General features: G+C 71.7%; 14 protein-coding genes and 1 tRNA gene. 11 read left to right on the forward strand and 4 right to left on the reverse strand.

Annotation, left to right across the window (positions count from 1 at the left end; translation table 11 throughout):
- Nucleotides 1–175: 175 nt before the first annotated feature.
- On the reverse strand, nucleotides 176–2,872 hold the full coding sequence (locus AB0E67_RS29685) for an SUKH-4 family immunity protein (RefSeq protein ID WP_362032256.1): 2,697 nt from the start codon (nucleotides 2,870–2,872) through the stop codon (nucleotides 176–178).
- A gap of 5 nt (nucleotides 2,873–2,877) precedes the next feature.
- On the reverse strand, nucleotides 2,878–3,855 hold the full coding sequence (locus AB0E67_RS29690) for an SMI1/KNR4 family protein (RefSeq protein WP_362032258.1): 978 nt from the start codon (nucleotides 3,853–3,855) through the stop codon (nucleotides 2,878–2,880).
- A 348-nt stretch (nucleotides 3,856–4,203) separates the two neighbouring features.
- Between AB0E67_RS29690 and AB0E67_RS29695 the strand changes: the two genes are divergently transcribed.
- Nucleotides 4,204–4,740 (forward strand): YwqJ-related putative deaminase, encoded by a 537-nt coding sequence (locus AB0E67_RS29695; protein WP_362032261.1) that lies wholly within the window; start codon nucleotides 4,204–4,206, stop codon nucleotides 4,738–4,740.
- A 10-nt stretch (nucleotides 4,741–4,750) separates the two neighbouring features.
- On the forward strand, nucleotides 4,751–5,284 hold the full coding sequence (locus AB0E67_RS29700; protein WP_362032263.1) for an SUKH-3 domain-containing protein: 534 nt from the start codon (nucleotides 4,751–4,753) through the stop codon (nucleotides 5,282–5,284).
- Nucleotides 5,285–5,388: 104 nt separating this feature from the next.
- On the opposite strand, the gene AB0E67_RS29705 is transcribed toward AB0E67_RS29700, so the two are convergent.
- Nucleotides 5,389–6,717, reverse strand: a complete 1,329-nt coding sequence (locus AB0E67_RS29705) for a histidine kinase (RefSeq protein WP_362032265.1) — start codon at nucleotides 6,715–6,717, stop codon at nucleotides 5,389–5,391.
- A gap of 155 nt (nucleotides 6,718–6,872) precedes the next feature.
- Between AB0E67_RS29705 and AB0E67_RS29710 the strand changes: the two genes are divergently transcribed.
- The 7 genes from AB0E67_RS29710 to AB0E67_RS29740 all read left to right on the forward strand — a co-directional run bounded on the left by AB0E67_RS29710 (nucleotide 6,873) and on the right by AB0E67_RS29740 (nucleotide 12,701).
- Nucleotides 6,873–7,745, forward strand: coding sequence for a hypothetical protein (locus AB0E67_RS29710; RefSeq protein ID WP_362032268.1), 873 nt, complete (start codon nucleotides 6,873–6,875; stop codon nucleotides 7,743–7,745).
- 11 nt (nucleotides 7,746–7,756) lie between these two features.
- Nucleotides 7,757–7,830, forward strand: a tRNA-Gln gene (locus AB0E67_RS29715).
- A gap of 138 nt (nucleotides 7,831–7,968) precedes the next feature.
- Nucleotides 7,969–9,417, forward strand: a complete 1,449-nt coding sequence (glmU, locus tag AB0E67_RS29720; RefSeq protein WP_362032270.1) for a bifunctional UDP-N-acetylglucosamine diphosphorylase/glucosamine-1-phosphate N-acetyltransferase GlmU — start codon at nucleotides 7,969–7,971, stop codon at nucleotides 9,415–9,417.
- A gap of 118 nt (nucleotides 9,418–9,535) precedes the next feature.
- A complete protein-coding gene (locus tag AB0E67_RS29725; protein ID WP_073790034.1) occupies nucleotides 9,536–10,510 on the forward strand; it encodes a ribose-phosphate diphosphokinase in 975 nt (324 codons plus the stop codon).
- 192 nt (nucleotides 10,511–10,702) lie between these two features.
- Nucleotides 10,703–11,287 carry a 50S ribosomal protein L25/general stress protein Ctc gene (locus tag AB0E67_RS29730; protein ID WP_362032273.1) on the forward strand — a complete coding sequence of 195 codons (585 nt, stop codon included), beginning with the start codon at nucleotides 10,703–10,705 and terminating at the stop codon, nucleotides 11,285–11,287.
- Between the two features lie 155 nt (nucleotides 11,288–11,442).
- On the forward strand, nucleotides 11,443–12,036 hold the full coding sequence (gene pth, locus AB0E67_RS29735) for an aminoacyl-tRNA hydrolase (RefSeq protein WP_362032276.1): 594 nt from the start codon (nucleotides 11,443–11,445) through the stop codon (nucleotides 12,034–12,036).
- A gap of 194 nt (nucleotides 12,037–12,230) precedes the next feature.
- Nucleotides 12,231–12,701, forward strand: coding sequence for a hypothetical protein (locus AB0E67_RS29740; protein WP_351518413.1), 471 nt, complete (start codon nucleotides 12,231–12,233; stop codon nucleotides 12,699–12,701).
- 78 nt (nucleotides 12,702–12,779) lie between these two features.
- On the opposite strand, the gene ppc is transcribed toward AB0E67_RS29740, so the two are convergent.
- Nucleotides 12,780–15,509: a phosphoenolpyruvate carboxylase gene (ppc, locus tag AB0E67_RS29745; RefSeq protein WP_362032279.1), complete on the reverse strand. Its 2,730-nt coding sequence runs from the start codon at nucleotides 15,507–15,509 to the stop codon at nucleotides 12,780–12,782.
- Between the two features lie 339 nt (nucleotides 15,510–15,848).
- Here ppc and AB0E67_RS29750 point away from each other — a divergent pair, with 339 nt between their 5' ends.
- Nucleotides 15,849–16,850 (forward strand): fatty acid desaturase, encoded by a 1,002-nt coding sequence (locus AB0E67_RS29750; RefSeq protein ID WP_362032282.1) that lies wholly within the window; start codon nucleotides 15,849–15,851, stop codon nucleotides 16,848–16,850.
- Nucleotides 16,847–17,533 (forward strand): TetR/AcrR family transcriptional regulator, encoded by a 687-nt coding sequence (locus tag AB0E67_RS29755; RefSeq protein ID WP_360118022.1) that lies wholly within the window; start codon nucleotides 16,847–16,849, stop codon nucleotides 17,531–17,533. The genes AB0E67_RS29750 and AB0E67_RS29755 overlap by 4 nt, the downstream gene beginning before the upstream one ends.
- Nucleotides 17,534–17,632: the final 99 nt, after the last annotated feature.

Here is a 17,632-nt window from a genome sequence, read left to right on the forward strand (position 1 = left end):
ACGGCACGGCACGGCACGGCACGGCACGGCACGGCACGGCACGGCACGGCACGGCACGGCACGGCACGGCACGGCACGGCACGGCACGGCACGGCACGGCGCCCGGCCCCTTTCGGGAGCCGGGCGCCGAACCTGCGGCCCGCCCGCATCCATACGACCGGGTCGGCCGCATCCGTCAGAGCAGCCCGTCCCACATCTGTTCGAGCAGTACGGACCACCAGCTCTCCGGCGACGCCAGCGCTGCCGCGTCCAGCGCCGCCAACTGGGCCTGGAAGTCGACCGTCCAACGGCCCGCCTGCTCCGGATTCAGCCCGAAGCGCAGCCGCCACATCCGGCCGAGCAACGCCATCGAACGCTGGAACTCCGGCAGCCCGGTGTTCACGAACTGCGGCGCCACCGACTGCCCGCCCGGACCCGCCTCGACCGGTACGGCCACGATGTTCGCGGTGCCGTACTGGACGCAGATCGCCCGGCCGAAGTCGGTACCCATCACGAGGTACGCCCCCGCGTCCGGCGCCGCCTGGACCTGCCGCTGCGCGGCCAGCTCGGCCAGCGTCGGCACCACCGGCTGCCCGGGCTGCGCCCAGAAGAACGGCCCGAAGTCGGCGGGCAGCCCCGCCCACACCAGCGCCCGCGCCACGGTCTCGGGCACACCCTGCCGGGACACCGCGCGCTGATCGAAGCGCAGGATGCCCTGCGGACCGAAGGACTGCACCATCTCCTGCGCGACGGCCTCCGGAGGCACCGGTGGCGCGGGCGGCATCTGCGGCAGCGGCGCCCGCACCGGCGCGGGGCGCGCGGGACCGTCCGCCACCTGGTGCAGCTCGCCCTGATGCGTCAGCAGATGCCGCATGCCCTGCTGCCGGCTGGCGTGATCGGTGCCGTACGGGGCGACGCTGGTGATCCGCACCTGCGGCCAGGTCTCACGGATCATCCGCGCGCAGTAGCCACCGGGCAGCTCGCACGACTCCAGCTCGGTGTGCAGCTCGATGACCTGCTGCGGCGGCACGTTCATCGCCCGCAACTCGTGCAGCATCTGCCACTCCGGGTGCGGAGTGCCGGGCGCCGAGCGGCGGATCAGCTGCTGCTCGCTGCCGTCGTGCGCGCGGTAGCGGAGCACGGCCTGGTAGCCGGGACCGACGGTCGGCTGCCCGGGCTGCTGCGGATAGCCGTACGCGGCGGGCGGCGGGGTGTGCCCGGGCGGCGGTACGGGAGCCGGCCCCTGCGGCGCACCGGGAGGGCCGGGCGGGCCGGGAGGTTGCGGCAGACCCGGGCCGCCGATGCTCGGGTCGGCGAGCATCGTCGCCGCGTGATGCACCCCACCCCCCGGCGGAGGCGTCGAACCAGGAGGCACGGGCGGCACCGAACCACCAGGAACCCCAGGCGCACCCGGAGGACCCGGAGGACCGGGCGGACTCGGCGGACCGGGCGGACTCGGCTGCTGCGGCGCGCCGGAAGCACCGTGAACCCCGGGGGGACCAGGAGGACCGGGAGGACCGGGAGGGCCGGGCGGGCCGGGAGGCTGCGGCAGACCCGGGCCGCCGATGCTCGGGTCGGCGAGCATCGTCGCCGCGTGATGCACCCCACCCCCCGGCGGAGGCGTCGAACCAGGAGGCACGGGCGGCACCGAACCACCAGGAACCCCAGGCGCACCCGGAGGACCGGGCGGACTCGGCGGACCGGGCGGACTCGGCGGACCCTGCTCGGGAACGAGCTGCGTCGGCAGGTACCCACCGGCCGGGGAACCGGGTGCACCCGGACCCGAGGGCGGCGGCACCGGCGCGCCGGGCACACCGGGCGGCGGCGGGGTCGAGGGGCCGCCCCCGCGCGTACCGCGCGGGGGCACGGCGGCCTTGCTGGTGGTCGCGTCCGCGATGTCACCGGCCCCGGGCGCGCCGGGCACGGGCGTACCCGGCGCGGGAGTCCCCGGCACAGGGGTGCCGGGCGCGGGAGTACCGGGCGTGGGAGTACCGGGCGCGGGAGTCCCCGGCGCGTCCGGTGCCTGCGCCCCCGGCGCGGAACCGGCGGCGCGCGGCGAGTCCAGCCCCGGGACGATCGCCGTCGGCGGCAGCTGACTGCCACCGGACATCAGCGCGGTCGGCGCGTCCGCGGGCACGACCGGCGGCGGGGTGCCCTCGTCGTCGGCGCCCGAGAGCGGCGGCGCGAACACCGTGGCGGGAAGCGGGACCGAGCCGTCGTCCGAACCCGCGTTGGTGTCGGTCCCGTCCCACGGCGTGGAACCGGCGGGCACGCTCGGCGGCGACGCCGGAACACCGTCGTTCGCGGTGGGCTCGTACTCGGCCCGGCCCCCGCCCGTGCCCCCGGCCACAGCTCCGGACACACCACCGGCCACGGCTCCGGGCGCACCCCCGCCCGTACCTCCGCCCGTGCCTCCGGTCGACGAAGGCGCGCCCGAGACCTCCGGGCCCTCGCCCCGGCCGTCCTGGCCGCCCTGCTCGTTCGGCTCCCCACCGTCGTTCCGGTCGTTCCGATGATCGGGAATGCCCAGCTTGTCCGCCGCCTCCTGGAGCCACTCCGGCGGGCTCAACAGGAAGGACGTCTGATTCAGATCGACCCGCTGCGGCAGCTCCGGAGCGGCCGGCGCGGCGGCGACCGCCCCGTACTCCTCCTCGTACCGCCGGATGATCTCGCCCACCGGCAGCCCCGGCCACAGCGTGGCCTCACCACTGTCCCCGGCGATCACCAGCCGCTGCCTGCCGCCGTCCGAGACCGGACCCTCGGCACGGTCCTCGCCCCACACGACGAACCCCAGCTCGAACTCCCGCACCCGCACCTCCCGGTGCTGATACGCGGGCACATCGCCGTTGATCCACTCGTCGGCGCGCTCCTGCGCCTGCGCGAACGTCACCATCGCGCTCACCCCTCCACCGGGACGGCCCGCGCGAAGCCACCGTCCACCATCAGGTTCGCCACGGTCTCCAGCTCCGGCGGATTGCCCGCCAGACGCTCCAGGAACGCATCGAAGTCGTCACCGCACGGCAGCAGCAGCCGGTCCACCCGCTCCTGCACGTTCCAGCCGTCCCGGTCCCGCGCGTCGTCGTACGCGCAGAACCACACCGAACCGATACCGGAACCTTTCGCCTTCACCGCGAGCAGACCGCCCTGGACGAAGGCGACCCCCAGGAAGTCCTTGGTCAGATGGTCCCGCAGACACTTGTTCACATACACCAGATCGTTCACGGCGGCCTCCTCGCGCACCGTGAAGAACGGCTGATCGACCAGGAGTCCCAGCTGCGCGTCGAGCGCGGCGCCGACCGGCGCCGAACCACCCGCCGCCTTGAGGAACGAACGGTACGCACCCGGCAGCCGGTAACCCAGGTCCTCCTCGACCCCCTGCACCTGCTGCTCGGTCACCGCCACGGCCCCCTTCGGCAGACCGAAGTGCGCGGGCCGGGTCTCCTGCAACGGCCGGGTGCCCCGCTTGTCCTGGTCGACCTCCGTCGCCGCGAGTCCCGCGTGATGCCTCAGCAGCGCCTTGACCTCGACCGGGATCAGCTCCATGCGCCGACCGCCGGGCACGTGGTGCCACGTCCAGCCGTGCGGCGTCGCGACCGCCGGAATCGTGTCCCACAGCTCATGACCGCTCGCCGCCAGCGCCGCGTTGGCCGAGACGTAGTCCGTCAACCGCAGCTCGTCCACACCGAACCCCTGCGGGGGCTCGGCGATCTCCGCGGCGGCACGCGCGTACGGCGAGAAGTCCGGACTCCCGTCCGCGCCTATCCGCACACCCGCGGGATGCCGCGCCGCACGGACCGGATCCGGGAAGTGCACGAGCTGCCCGGCATAGGCCGCGTTCGGCGGCGCGGCCTGCTGCCCGGGCCGACCTGTCGTCATGGCGTTGCCCCCTGCTGCGTCTGGCTGGTGAGGACCGGCCTGCCCGAGGGGGACGGTCCGCGCACAGCCTATGCGGTGCCGCAAGCCCCGGAACCGCCCCTGCTCCCCTCCTTTCCCTCCTCCCTCCCGACCGCCCTCCACACCGTCACGAACCGTCACGACCGCACGACGGACGAGCGACGACTCCCCGCCCTCCGGGAGCCGCCGCCCCACCCCCCAGGGCGACACAAACCGCCGTAACCCCGCCCCAGCTTCCCCACCAGCCCGGACATTTGGCAGGCTGTCACCGCAACTCGGGGGCGTGCACATCACGCGGCCACCGCCGCGGGCACGGGAGGGAACAGCACCATGCACACCGCACTAACAGTCACACCCACCGGCACACCCGGGGATCCACGCCTCAGCTGGAGCAGCACCCGCACCGCTCACGCACCCCGGCTGCACCAGCGCCGCGACGGCATCCTCCCCGCGGTGGCCGCTGCCCTGTCCGTACGCGGCGAGACACTCACCTGCACCGCGGGCAAGGGCGACCAGCCCCCCGTGCTCCACCCCCTCGTGCAGGACTTCCTCGACACCCTCACCAGCGGCCAGCGCGAACGGTTCACCGGCCGCTGCCCCGAGGCCATGCTGCTGTCCCGGCACCTCGCCGCGGCCGAAACCGCCCGCTCCAAGCGCGCCCGGCGCAAGCCCCTGACCAACGGCGAGGCCCGCCGCGCCCTCAAGCACTCCCGCCTCACCGCACGGCACATCCGCGAGGACGGCGACCCCCTGCACGGCAGCTACGCCCCGCCGTGCCGCTCCTGCTCGGCGATGCTCGCCCACTTCGGAGTACGTCCCGTCGACCTCGCGACGGACGGGGCGGCGACCACCGCCGAGAAGGGCTGACCCCGCGCCGATGCACGACCGAACCGACCTGCCCGGCCAGACGGCCCCCGCGCACCCCGACCGCCACGCCCCGGCCCGCTTCCCCGCCCCCGTCGACACCGCCCTGCGCTCCGCGGGCTGGCAGCCCGGCCGCTGGGACATCCGCCGGGCCGAGGAATGGGCCGACGCCCTGCGCGCCCACCGCTCACCCGCCGGCCACCAGCACGCCGTCTTCCCGGCGGCCGTGGAGGCCTGGGCGGAGTTCGGCGGACTGCACATCAAGGCCACCGCGCCCGGCCGCCAGATCGCACCCGCGCCGGTACGCATCGACCCGATGAGCGGCCTGCACCTCGCCCGCACCCTCGGCGACCTCGGCCGGGCCCTGGAGACCGAGATCAGTCCGCTGGGCGAGGAGGGCGACGGACAGGCGATCCTCGCGATCGACACCGAGGGCCGCGTCTACAGCATCGACCACACCGGCGACTGGTACCTCGGCCCGGACATCGACCAGGCCCTGACCAGCCTCGTCACGGGCATCCAGCCGGAACGCCTCACCGCGGGCTGACCCCCGCCCGGCCCCGGCAACAGCAACCGACCGCCCGGCCGACGACGGCCCGGTGGGACCGGCACGGCCCGGATCGAACGGCCGCGGCCCCACACGCCCCGCGATCAGGCGGACGCGCCCCCCGGGTCCGGCAGCACCGCCGACACCCGGAAACCCCCCGCGTCCGTCGGGCCCGAGACGAACACACCCCCGAGCCCCAGCACGCGCTCCCGCATGCCGACGAGCCCGTTGCCCCCGCTCGGCAGCCCGGCATCCGCCGTCGCGGCGTCCGACGGACCGTTCTCCACCTGCATCGCGACCTCCGAGCCGCGGTGCGCCAGCCGTACCCACGTCCTCGCGCCCGCCGCGTGCTTGTGCACGTTCGTCAGCGCCTCCTGCACCACCCGGTACGCGGTCTGCTCGACCTCCGGCGCGTACGGGCGGGCCTCGCCGTCCACCGACAGCTCCACCGTCATACCGGCCGCCCGGGACTCCCCCACCAGCTTCTCCACCTCGGCCAGCCGGGGACCGTCCTCCACCGCCGCCGCCTCGGCCGCCGCGGCCGCCGCCCGGCCGACCGAGGCGAGCGGCACCTGCGCCCGCGCGGGACCGGGCACCACCGACTCCCCCGCCCGCAGCACCCCGAGCATCTCCCGCAGCTCCGTGAGCGCCTGCCGCCCCATGTCACCGACCAGCGCCGCGTTCCGCACCGCCTTCGCCGGGTCCTTCAGCGCCACGGCCTGGAGCGCGGCGGCGTGCACCACCATCAGGCTCACCCGGTGGGCCACCACGTCGTGCATCTCACGGGCGATCCGGTGACGCTCCTCCGTCCGCGCCCACTCGGCCCGCTCCTCGGCCCGGTCGGCGAGCAGCGAGAGCTCCTGCTCCAGCGAGTCCGCCCGCTCCCGCAGGCTCTCCATCAGCCGCCGCCGGGCCCCTATGTACAGGCCGAACAGCACGGGCGGCGCGGTGAGCCCCAACGACATGAAGAGGGAGATCAGCGGGATGTACCCGTCGCCCGGCCCGAATTCGGCCTGATCGGCGACGCTCTGCCGCATCCGTACGTACGTGACGATGAACGACCCCGCGAAGGACATCCCCGCCAGCACGACCGTGATCCTGCGCGGCACCTCGGAGGCGGCCAGCGTGTAGAGGCCGACCAGCCCCATCAGGAAGCCCATGTCGGCGGGGGCCGTCGCGATCGCGACCAGCACCACGGCGATCGGCCAACGCCGCCGCACCACCAGCACGGCCCCCGCGACCAGCCCGAACACCACGCCGACCGGCACCGGCAGCGCGGCGTCGCGGGCGAAGTCCACCCCTTCCCACCCGCACTCCAGCGCCGACAGGAGCGCGAGCCCCACGTCCAGTGCGACACTCCGCCGCCGTCCCCACCACGCATAGCCGCGGGCAGTCGCACCCACGGCTTCCCGGTGTTCCCCCGTTGCGGTCATGCCGTCCACCCTACGGGCGCACGCACCTCATTTACGGGCGACCTGGACAGCACGCGCGTCCGCCGAACAGAGACGGAACGGTCGCTTTTCGCTTGAAATAGTGAATCGAGCAGGCTTTCGCACCGGACGTCCGCATTCCGGACGACGGTCGACGCATGACGGAAATCACGAGCAGGTACGCCGACTTCGAGGGTCTGCGCGCCCGAGCCGTCGCCCTCCGTCGCCAGGGTCTCAGCCTGCGCCGGATCCGCGATCGCCTGCACGTCCACAACAACGACCTCCTGAGCCGTCTCGTCCGGGGCGAGCCCGCCCCGGAGTGGACCAAGCGCCCCAACGCCAAGGGCGACCTGCGCGCAAGAGCCCGGGAACTGCGGCTACAGGGCATGACGTACGACCAGATCCAGGTGGAGCCGGGCTGCTCGAAGAGCTCGATCTCGCTGTGGGTGCGGGATCTACCGAAGCCCGAGCGGAGGCGGACGCGGGAGGAGGCGTCGGCCATCGCCAGGCGCGGCCGGGAGGCCACCCTCCAACGGCGCGAGGCGGAGCGGCAACGGACCAAGCAGGCAGCGGAGAAGGAGACCGGGACACCAAGCTCACGCGAACCCTTCCTGCTCGGCGTGGGGCTCTACTGGGCGGAGGGTTCCAAGGCCAAGCCGCACCGCCCGGAGGAGCGAGTCACCTTCGTCAACAGCGACCCCCACATGATCGAGGTGTTCCTCGCATGGCTTCGCCTGTTGGGCGTACGGCCGGATCATCTCCGGTTCCATGTGCACATCCATGAGACGGCCGACGTCCCGACGGCGGAGCAGTTCTGGCGGGCCCTGACGGGCGCCGACGCCTCGGCATTCGGCAAAACGTCCCTCAAGAAGCATTCCCCCAGGACCAACCGGAAGAACACGGGTCCGGCCTATCGGGGCTGTCTGGTCGTACGAGTCCTGAAAAGCGCCGACCTGTACCGTCGCATCGAGGGCTGGTGGTACGGCATAGTAGGAGCTGCCTCGACGCCCGATCATGAAATTCGGGCATAGCGGACGAACTATCCCGGGTCGTCTAATGGCAGGACAAATGGTTTTGGTCCATTGAATGAGGGTTCGATTCCTTCCCCGGGAGCCACAACACGGGCCCCGACCACCAAGGTCGGGGCCCGTACGCATGTCCGCACGCGCATCTCCCGCCCGTCCACCCACCGAGCCCCCACAGGCCCCCCGGTATCCTTCGGATGTCCACCACCCGAAGCCGAAGGGCATTTCCGTGAGCTCCGAACGCCCGGCAGCCGTCGTCGTCCTCGCAGCGGGTGAGGGCACCCGCATGAAGTCGAAGACACCCAAGGTCCTGCACGAGATCGCCGGGCGTTCGCTCGTCGGACACGTCGTCGCCGCCGCCCGCGAACTGGACCCGGCCCACCTCGTCGTGGTCGTCGGCCACGAGAGCGAGCGGGTCACCGCACACCTCACCGCCGTCGACGACCGACTGCGCACCGCCCACCAGGCCGAGCAGCGGGGCACCGGCAACGCCGTGCGCGTCGGGCTCGACGAGCTCGGCGGGACCGTCGAGGGCACCGTGATCGTCGTCTGCGGCGACACGCCGCTGCTGTCCGGCGAGACGCTCGCCGCGCTCTCGGCCACGCACACGGCCGACGCCAACGCCGTCACCGTGCTGACCGCCGAGGTCCCCGACTCCACCGGTTACGGGCGCATCGTCCGCGACCCTGCCACCGGCGCGGTCACCGAGATCGTCGAGCACAAGGACGCGAGCGAGGCCCAGCGGGCGATCCGGGAGATCAACTCCGGGGTCTTCGCGTTCGACGGCCGGCTGCTCGCGGACGCGCTCGGCAAGGTCCGCACGGACAACAGCCAGGGCGAGGAGTACCTCACCGACGTGCTGTCCATCCTGCGCGAGGCCGGTCACCGGGTCGGCGCCTGCGTCGCCGGCGACCACCGCGAGATCCTCGGCATCAACAACCGGGTGCAGCTGGCCGAGGCCCGGCGGCTGCTGAACCAGCGGCTGCTGGAGCGGGCGATGACGGCCGGCGTGACCGTCGTCGACCCCGCGTCCACGCTGATCGACGTCACCGTCACGTACGAGCGGGACGTGATCGTGCACCCGGGCACCCAGCTGCTCGGCACCACGCACCTCGCCGAGGACGCGGAGGTCGGGCCGAACTCCCGGCTCAAGGACACCCGCGTGGGCACGGGCGCGCGCGTGGACAACACGGTCTCCGACGGGGCCGAGGTCGGCGAGGGCGCGACCGTGGGCCCGTACGCCTACCTGCGGCCGGGCACCAGGCTCGGGACGCGGTCCAAGGCCGGCACGTACGTGGAGATGAAGAACGCGACGATCGGCGAGGGCACCAAGGTCCCGCACCTGAGCTATGTCGGTGACGCGACGATCGGCGACCACACCAACATCGGTGCCGCGAGCGTGTTCGTGAACTACGACGGCGTGGCCAAGCACCACACCACGATCGGCTCCCACTGCCGTACCGGTTCGGACAATATGTTTGTGGCTCCCGTCACGGTGGGGGACGGCGTTTACACCGCCGCCGGCTCGGTCATCACCAAGGACGTACCGGCCGGTTCGCTGGCCGTCGCCCGTGGCCAGCAAAGGAATATCGAGGGTTGGGTGGCCCGCAAGCGTCCGGGGAGCGCCGCCGCGCAGGCGGCTCAGGTGGCCGCCGCGGGGCACGACAGCGAAAGCTGACCGGAAACAGGCACGCCGTGCACGGCGTACCGTGATAGGTGCTCACCCCATTTCGGCTGGCTCGTCGCACATTGGGACACGTGCGCGGCGCCAGGAACATGTCTGAGGAGACTGTGCTGTGACCGGGATCAAGACGACCGGCGAGAAGAAACTGATGCTCTTCTCCGGCCGCGCCCACCCCGAGCTGGCCGAGGAGGTCGCGCATCAACTGGGTGTCGGTCTCGTGCCGACGAAGGCGTTCGATTTCGCCAACGGCGAGATCTACGTCCGCTTCCAGGAGTCCGCGCGCGGCGCCGACTGCTTCCTGATCCAGAGCCACACCGCTCCGATCAACAAGTGGATCATGGAGCAGCTGATCATGCTGGACGCGCTGAAGCGCGCGTCGGCCCGGTCCATCACGGTGATCGTGCCGTTCTACGGTTACGCCCGGCAGGACAAGAAGCACCGCGGTCGTGAGCCGATCTCGGCGCGTCTGGTGGCCGATCTGATGAAGGCGGCGGGTGCGGACCGGATCCTCACGGTGGATCTGCACACGGACCAGATCCAGGGCTTCTTCGACGGTCCGGTGGACCACCTGTTCGCGCTGCCGATCCTGGCGGACTACGTCGGGGCGAAGGTGGACCGTACGAAGCTGACGGTGGTCTCGCCGGACGCGGGCCGGGTGCGGGTCGCGGACCGCTGGTGCGACCGGCTGGACGCGCCGCTCGCCATCGTGCACAAGCGCCGTGACAAGGACGTCGCCAACCAGGTGACGGTCCACGAGGTGGTCGGCAACGTCAAGGGCCGGGTCTGTGTCCTGGTGGACGACATGATCGACACCGGTGGCACGATCTGCGCCGCCGCCGACGCGCTGTTCGCGCACGGTGCCGAGGACGTGATAGTGACCGCGACGCACGGTGTGCTGTCGGGTCCGGCCGCGGACCGGCTGAAGAACTCGAAGGTCAGCGAGTTCGTCTTCACGGACACGCTGCCGACGCCGGGCGAGCTGGAGCTGGACAAGATCACGGTGCTGTCGATCGCGCCGACGATCGCGCGCGCGGTGCGCGAGGTGTTCGAGGACGGTTCGGTCACCAGCCTCTTCGAGGAGCAGTAGCCACCGGCCGGCATACGGTCCGGAAGATCCACTTTGGGGTGCGGCCTCCGCGCCGGGTAGACTCAGTGAGTTGCTCGGCGAGGGAGGCCGTACTCATGTGTACGGCGGTCCGTTATCGACGCGCTCTTCGTAGCAGGCCTGTCGTGGGCCGGGTGACCGTACGTTTTCCGTCACCTCACGAGGAGTGCAGTCATGGCTGAGGTCAAGCTCGCCGCCCAGGTCCGTTCCGAGTTCGGCAAGGGTGCCGCCCGTCGCGCCCGCCGCGAGGGCCTGGTTCCCGGTGTCGTCTACGGCCACGGTGCCGAGCCGGTCCACGTCGCGCTGCCGGGCCACGCCCTGATGATGGCGCTCAAGACGGCCAACGTCCTGATCGGTCTGGACATCGAGGGCAAGAGCACCCTGGTCATCCCGAAGGCCGTGCAGCGCGACCCGCTGAAGGGCTTCCTGGAGCACGTCGACCTGCTGACGGTCAAGCGCGGCGAGAAGGTCGACGTCGAGGTCGCGGTGCACGTCGAGGGCGACCTGGCTCCGGGCAGCAACCTGCTGGAGTACGTGATGAACACCCTGCGCATCCAGGCCGAGGCCACCCACATCCCCGAGTCCGTCACGGTCTCGGTCGAGGGCCTGGACGCCGGTGCCTCCGTGTTCGCCAAGGACATCCCGCTGCCCGAGGGCTCCGCGCTGGTGGACGACCCGGACGCGATCGTGCTCCAGGTCGTCGCGGCCAAGGCCGAGGCCGCGGCCGCGGGTGCTGAGGAAGAGGGCGCCGAGGGCTGAGCCTCGTCCGCGAGCTTCGCCGACCTTCACTGACGGGGCGGCGGTTCCCGTGTCCGGGACCCGCCGCCCCGTTTCCCTGTTGAAATCCTGTCGATCGGGCCGTCCGGGTCTTCCGGGGCCCGGGGCCGTCCCGTATGCGAGGAGACCGAGCGCAGATGTCCGACGCCACCGCCCCCTGGCTCATCGTGGGCCTGGGCAATCCCGGTCCCGAATACGCGGCGAACCGGCACAACGTGGGTTTCATGGTCGTCGACCTGCTCGCCGAGCGGATCGGCGGGAAGTTCAAGCGGGCGCAGAAGGCGCAGGCGCAGGTGGTCGAGGGCCGTATGGGTCCGCCGGGGCCGTCGAGCCGGCGGGTGGTGCTGGCGAAGCCGATGTCGTACATGAACCTGTCGGGTGGCCCGGTCACGGCGCTGTGCGACTTCTACAAGGTGCCGGTGGACCGTGTCGTGGCGGTTCACGACGAGCTGGACATCGACTACGGGACGCTGCGGCTGAAGCTGGGCGGCGGCGACAACGGGCACAACGGGCTGAAGTCGATGACGAAGTCGATGGGCGCGGGCTATCACCGGGTGCGGTTCGGGATCGGACGGCCGCCGGGGCGGATGCAGGTCGCGGACTTCGTGCTCAAGGACTTCTCGTCGGCGGAGCGCAAGGAGCTGGCGTATTTCGTGGACCGGGCGGCGGACGCGGTGGAGTGTCTGCTGGCGGAGGGGCTGGAGCGGGCGCAGAGCGCGTACAACTCCTGACGGCCCCGGCCCGCCGCGCCCGACGCCCGCATCGGCGCACGCGCGCCCGACGCCCGTGTCTCACGTCCAGACCCGATGTGCGCGCCTCGGATGGCGGCCGCGTCGGTGCGCAACTGCTGACATTCCTGACGGTAAGCCGTGTTTTTCGGGCGCGAGTTGACCGGGCGTGCCGCTCTGTCCAAGGATCGCTGCCCATGAAGCGGAGCTCCTCCCACCGCGCCGTGGTCCATGCCCGTACCGCCGCCATGGGCTGTGTCGTTCTGTTGCTGCTCGTCGCGGGGGTGCGGTCCTCGTGGGATTCGGCGCACCACATCGTTCTGGGCAAGGGCCGTGAGCACGGGACGATGACGGTGACGGGCTGCGGTGCGGATGTGTGCACGGGGCCGTTCACGCCGTCGGGGCAGGCGGTCGCGCGGTCCAGGGTGACGGTCGAGAAGTCGGTCGGGGCGCGGCGTGGTGATCGTTTCCCGGTGGTGGTGCGGCCGGGTACGGATGATGTGGTGCGTGCGGGGGTGGCGGGGTTTCTGCACGCGTGGGTGCCGTTGGGGGGTGCGCTGGTGCTGGCCGCGTTGGTGATCGGGGGCGGTATGCGGCTGTCCCGGATCGCGTGGGGTACGGGGATCGCGGGGGCGGTTCTGCTGGTGGCGGTGTTCTTCGCGTTGTAGTTCCATGCCGCGATGTCGACGGCGTGGCGCGTGGTCGCGTCGCCCTGGCGGAACCGCCCCCGTGGGCCGGGGTGTGGGTCAGCCGGTGTTGCGCAGGCCGGCGGCGACTCCGTTGACGGTGAGGAGCAGGGCGCGGGCGAGCAGCGGGTCGGGGTCCTCGCCGCGTGCGGCCGCTTCGCGCTGGCGGGCCAGGAGGGAGACCTGGAGGTAGGAGATGGGGTCGAGGTAGGCGTCGCGGATGGCGAAGGTCTGCTGGAGGACCGGGCTGGTGCCGAGGAGTTCGGTGGCGCCGGTGACCTTGAGGACCTCCTGGACGGTGAGGGCGTGTTCGGCCTCGATGGCGGTGAAGACGTGCTTGAGCTCGTCGGGGACGAGGGTGTCGACGTAGTGGCGGGCGATGCGCAGGTCGGTCTTGGCGAGGGTCATCTCGACGTTGGAGATGAAGTTGCGGAAGAAGTGCCAGTTCTCGTGCATCTCGTCGAGGACGGTGTCGAGTCCGGCTTCGCGCAGGGCCTTGAGGCCGGAGCCGACGCCGTACCAGCCGGGGACGATCTGGCGTGACTGGGTCCAGCCGAAGACCCAGGGGATGGCGCGGAGTCCGTCGAGTCCGGCGCCCGAGTCGGGGCGTCGGGAGGGGCGTGAGCCGAGGTGGAGTTCGGCGAGCTGGTCGACGGGGGTGGAGGCGAAGAAGTAGGCGGGGAGGTCGGGGTCGTCGACGAGCCTGCGGTAGGCGTCGTGGGCGGCGTCGGAGACGGTGTCCATGGCCGCGTCCCAGCGGGCGAGGGCTTCGTCGGACTGGCGGGGCGCGGTGTGCAGGGCGGATGCCTGCAGGGTGGCGGCGACGGTCAGTTCGAGGTTCTCGCGGGCGAGGGCCGGGATGAGGTACTTGTCGGAGATGACCTCGCCCTGTTCGGTGACCTTGATCTCGCCTTCGAGGGTGCCCCAGGGCTGGGCGAGGATCGCGTCGTGGGAGGGGCCGCCGCCGCGGCCGACGGTGCCGCCGCGGCCGTGGAAGAGGCGCAGGCGTACGCCGTAGCGGTGGGCGACGTCGCGCAGCCGGCGCTGGGCGCGGTGGATCTCCCACTGGGAGGTGGTGATGCCGCCGAACTTGGAGGAGTCGGAGTAGCCGAGCATGACCTCCTGGACGTCGCCGCGGAGCGAGACGAGGCGCCGGTAGGAGGGGTCGGCGAGCATGTCGTCGAGGATGACGTCGGCGGCGCGGAGTTCGTCGGTGGTCTCCAGGAGGGGGACGATGCCGATCCTGGCCCAGCCGGCGTGGAGGTCGACGAGGCCGGCCTCGCGGGCGAGGACGGCGGCGGCGAAGACGTCGTCGGCGCCCTGGCACATCGAGATGATGTAGGACTCGATGACTTCGGGGCCGAAGCGTTCGAAGGCTTCCTTGATGGTGTGGAAGACGCCGAGGGTCTTCTGTCCGGCCGCGTCGAGCGGTGCGGGGGTGGGGGCGAGGGGGCGGCGGGAGCGGAGTTCCTTGGCGAGGAGCTTCTGCCGGTAGTCGCGGGGCATGTCGGCGTAGCGCCAGGATTCCTCGCCGAGCCGGTCGAAGAGCTGGCCGAGGGCGTGGTGGTGGGCGTCGGCGTGTTCGCGGACGTCCATGGTGGCGAGCTGGAGGCCGAAGGCGGCGAGGGTGCGGATGGTGCGGTCCATGCGGCCGTCGGCGAAGAGGCCGCCGCGGTGTTCGCGCAGGGAGGTCTGGATGAGTTCGAGGTCGGCGAGGAGGTCTGCGGTGCCGAGGTAGTCGCAGCCGGGGCGGTGGGGTGTGCCGCCGGCGAGTCGTTCGCGGGTGTTGACGAGCTTCTGGCGGATGCAGGTGGCCTTGAGCCGGTAGGGCTCCTCGGCGTTGAGTCGCTTGTAGCGGGGGCTGATCTCGGGGAGGCGTTCGAGGTCGGCCTGGAGGGAGGTGAGGAGTTCGTCGGTGGCGCCGGTGTAGCGGATGGAGTTGGAGAGCTGGGCGCGCAGGTGGTCGACGAGTTCGAGGGCGTCGGTGATGCCGTGTTCGTGCTGGAGGATCAGGACTTCGCGGGTGACGTCGGGGGTGACGTTGGGGTTGCCGTCGCGGTCGCCGCCGATCCAGGTGCCGAAGGTGAGGGGGCGGGTACCGGCGGGGAGTTCGACGCCGACGCGTTCGAGTTCGGCGGCGAGGTCCTCCAGTACGTCTCCGACGGCGCCCATGTGGAGTTCGTCGAGGTAGTAGATGGCGTTGCGGGCCTCGTCGGCGGGCTCGGGGCGGACGACGCGGAGTTCGTCGGTCTGCCAGATGAGGTCGATGTTCTCGGCGAGGCGGAGGTCCTGGCGGCGCCGGTCGGCGTCGATGACGGGGGTTTCGAGGAGCTCGGCGATGCGGCGGAGCTTGTTGAGGACGGAGCGCCGGGCGGCCTCGGTGGGGTGGGCGGTGAAGACGGGCCGCACGTTGAGGTGCTCGACGGTCTGGCGCAGGTGCTGCGGGTCGGCGTCCTTGAGGCGGTCGGCGGTGCGGGCGAGGACTCCGCCCTCGGCGGCGCGCCGGTCGCGCATCTCGCGGGCGCGGTGGACCTGTTCGGTGACGTTGGCGAGGTGGAAGTAGGTGGAGAAGGCGCGGACGAGGCGCGCGGCGGTCTCCAGGTCGGTGTCGCCGAGGAGTTCGGCGGCGGCCTCTCCGTCGGTGCGGGTCAGGGCGCGTACTCGCTCGACGAGGTCGAGGAGTTCCTGGCCTTCCTGGCGTACGAGGGTCTCGCCCAGCAGGTCGCCGAGGCGGCGGATGTCGGCGCGCAGCTCGGGGCTGGCGGCGTGGGTCTGGTCGGCACTGCTCACAGTGTGCGGCTCCTTGCAGTGAATGAGGAGGTGCGTCGCGTTGCGGCTCCCGCACGAGGGTGGTGGCGGAAGTCGCGCGGGCGCGGGGTCTCCGGGGCCGCGGCCGGCAGCGGTGCTGAGGCCACCCCGGAAAGCAGAGTGCGGACCGCGCTGTCCGACTCCACCAGGATAGGTGTCCATGTCGTCGGCATGGCTGGCGGCCCGTTCGGGTTTTCCCCACCCGGACGGTCGTCGCGCTCTCGTGCGGCGGGTCTCCGCGCTGCCATACTTACGTAACCGTAGGTTACGGAACCGTAGCCAGGACTGTCCGTCGTACTCCTCATCCCCAGGGGACTCCCCATGAACACCAGCCCCGCCGTGATCGACGACGCCGAGCCGTCGTCGGCCGTTGATCAGGCCCTTCCGTCCGCCACGCTGGGCGGGGACAGCAAACGGTCGATCGAGCAGATCACGCTTCTGCTGTTCATCGTGGTGCCGTTCCTGGCGCTGGTGGCGGCGGTGCCGTTGGCCTGGGGCCGGGGGGTGAGCTGGCTGGATCTGGGTCTGCTGGTGGTGATGTATTTCATCGGCTGCCACGGCATCACGATCGGTTTCCACCGTTATTTCACGCATGGTTCGTTCAAGGCGAGGCGTCCGTTGCGCATCGTGCTGGCGGTGGCGGGTTCGCTGGCGGTGGAGGGGCCGCTGGTGCGGTGGGTGGCGGATCACCGCAAGCATCACCGTTTCTCGGACGCGGAGGGCGATCCGCATTCGCCGTGGCGGTACGGGGAGACGCTGCCGGCCCTGCTGAAGGGGCTGTGGTGGGCGCACATCGGCTGGATGTTCGACGAGGAGCAGACGCCGCAGCAGAAGTACGCCCCCGATCTGATCAAGGATCCGGCGATCCGCGGGATCTCCCGCCACTTCGTGACCTTCACGGCCGTGTCGCTGGCGGTTCCGCCGCTGGTGGGGGGCCTGGTGACGATGTCGTGGTGGGGCGCGGCGACCGCCTTCTTCTGGGGGTCGCTCGTGCGGGTGGCCCTGCTGCACCATGTCACGTGGTCGATCAACTCGATCTGTCACGCGGTCGGCAAGCGTCCGTTCAGGTCCCGTGACCGGTCGGGGAACGTGTGGTGGCTGGCGGTGCTGTCGTGCGGCGAGTCGTGGCACAACCTGCACCACGCGGATCCGACGTGCGCGCGGCACGGTGTGGAGCGGGGGCAGATCGATTCGAGTGCCCGGCTGATCCGCTGGTTCGAGAAGCTGGGGTGGGCGTCGGACGTGCGCTGGCCGGACGCGTCCCGGATCGCGTCCCGGCGTATCGAGTCCCGCCGCGACCCCGCGTGCGGCGACGCGGCATGATTGACGACGTGGCGACCGACTCCAGCACCAGCAGCGAGAACATCCGTCCTGCCTCGACCCGGCGGGCCCGCCGGGTCAGGATGACCGGCAAGGAACGCCGCGAACAACTGTTGGACATCGGCCGCACCCTGTTCGCCGACAAGGGTTTCGAGGGCACCTCCGTGGAGGAGATCGCGGCCCGTGCGGGTGTCTCGAAGCCGGTGGTGTACGAGCACTTCGGCGGCAAGGAGGGGCTGTACGCGGTGGTGGTCGACCGCGAGATGCGCCGCCTCCTCGACATGGTGACGGGCGCGCTGACGGCGGGGCACCCGCGTGAGCTGCTGGAGCAGGCGGCGTTCGCGCTGCTCGACTACATCGAGACGTACACGGACGGTTTCCGCATCCTGGTCCGTGACTCCCCCGTCGCCCAGTCGACGGGCACGTTCGCGTCCCTGATCAGTGACATCGCCACTCAGGTGGAGGACATCCTGGGTCTGGAGTTCAAGGCCCGCGGCTTCGATCCGAAGCTGGCCCCGCTGTACGCGCAGGCGCTGGTCGGCATGGTGGCCCTGACCGGCCAGTGGTGGGTCAACGCCCGCAAGCCGAAGAAGGCGGAGGTCGCGGCCCATCTGGTGAACCTGGCCTGGCACGGGCTGGAGAACCTGGAGTCGAAGCCTCGGCTGGTGGGGCACCGCAAGAGCTGACGCCGGGCGGCCACCGTGCCCGGCCGCTCGGTGCGCCGCGGTCGTTCGTCAGCCGCGACGCACCAGGCTCACCCGTTGTGCTGACGGAACGGTGAACCG

This window comes from Streptomyces sp. NPDC032161 (genome assembly GCF_040636995.1).
GTDB lineage: Bacteria > Actinomycetota > Actinomycetes > Streptomycetales > Streptomycetaceae > Streptomyces.

What these genes read in the sequence shown, in the direction of transcription:
- AB0E67_RS29685 (WP_362032256.1), bottom strand. Translation starts at nt 2,872, where the DNA reads ATGGTGACGTTCGCGCAGGCGCAGGAGCGCGCCGACGAGTGGATCAAC.
- AB0E67_RS29690 (WP_362032258.1), bottom strand. Translation starts at nt 3,855, where the DNA reads ATGACGACAGGTCGGCCCGGGCAGCAGGCCGCGCCGCCGAACGCGGCC.
- AB0E67_RS29695 (WP_362032261.1), top strand. Translation starts at nt 4,204, where the DNA reads ATGCACACCGCACTAACAGTCACACCCACCGGCACACCCGGGGATCCA.
- AB0E67_RS29700 (WP_362032263.1), top strand. Translation starts at nt 4,751, where the DNA reads ATGCACGACCGAACCGACCTGCCCGGCCAGACGGCCCCCGCGCACCCC.
- AB0E67_RS29705 (WP_362032265.1), bottom strand. Translation starts at nt 6,717, where the DNA reads ATGACCGCAACGGGGGAACACCGGGAAGCCGTGGGTGCGACTGCCCGC.
- AB0E67_RS29710 (WP_362032268.1), top strand. Translation starts at nt 6,873, where the DNA reads ATGACGGAAATCACGAGCAGGTACGCCGACTTCGAGGGTCTGCGCGCC.
- AB0E67_RS29730 (WP_362032273.1), top strand. Translation starts at nt 10,703, where the DNA reads ATGGCTGAGGTCAAGCTCGCCGCCCAGGTCCGTTCCGAGTTCGGCAAG.
- pth (WP_362032276.1), top strand. Translation starts at nt 11,443, where the DNA reads ATGTCCGACGCCACCGCCCCCTGGCTCATCGTGGGCCTGGGCAATCCC.
- AB0E67_RS29740 (WP_351518413.1), top strand. Translation starts at nt 12,231, where the DNA reads ATGAAGCGGAGCTCCTCCCACCGCGCCGTGGTCCATGCCCGTACCGCC.
- AB0E67_RS29750 (WP_362032282.1), top strand. Translation starts at nt 15,849, where the DNA reads ATGAACACCAGCCCCGCCGTGATCGACGACGCCGAGCCGTCGTCGGCC.
- AB0E67_RS29755 (WP_360118022.1), top strand. Translation starts at nt 16,847, where the DNA reads ATGATTGACGACGTGGCGACCGACTCCAGCACCAGCAGCGAGAACATC.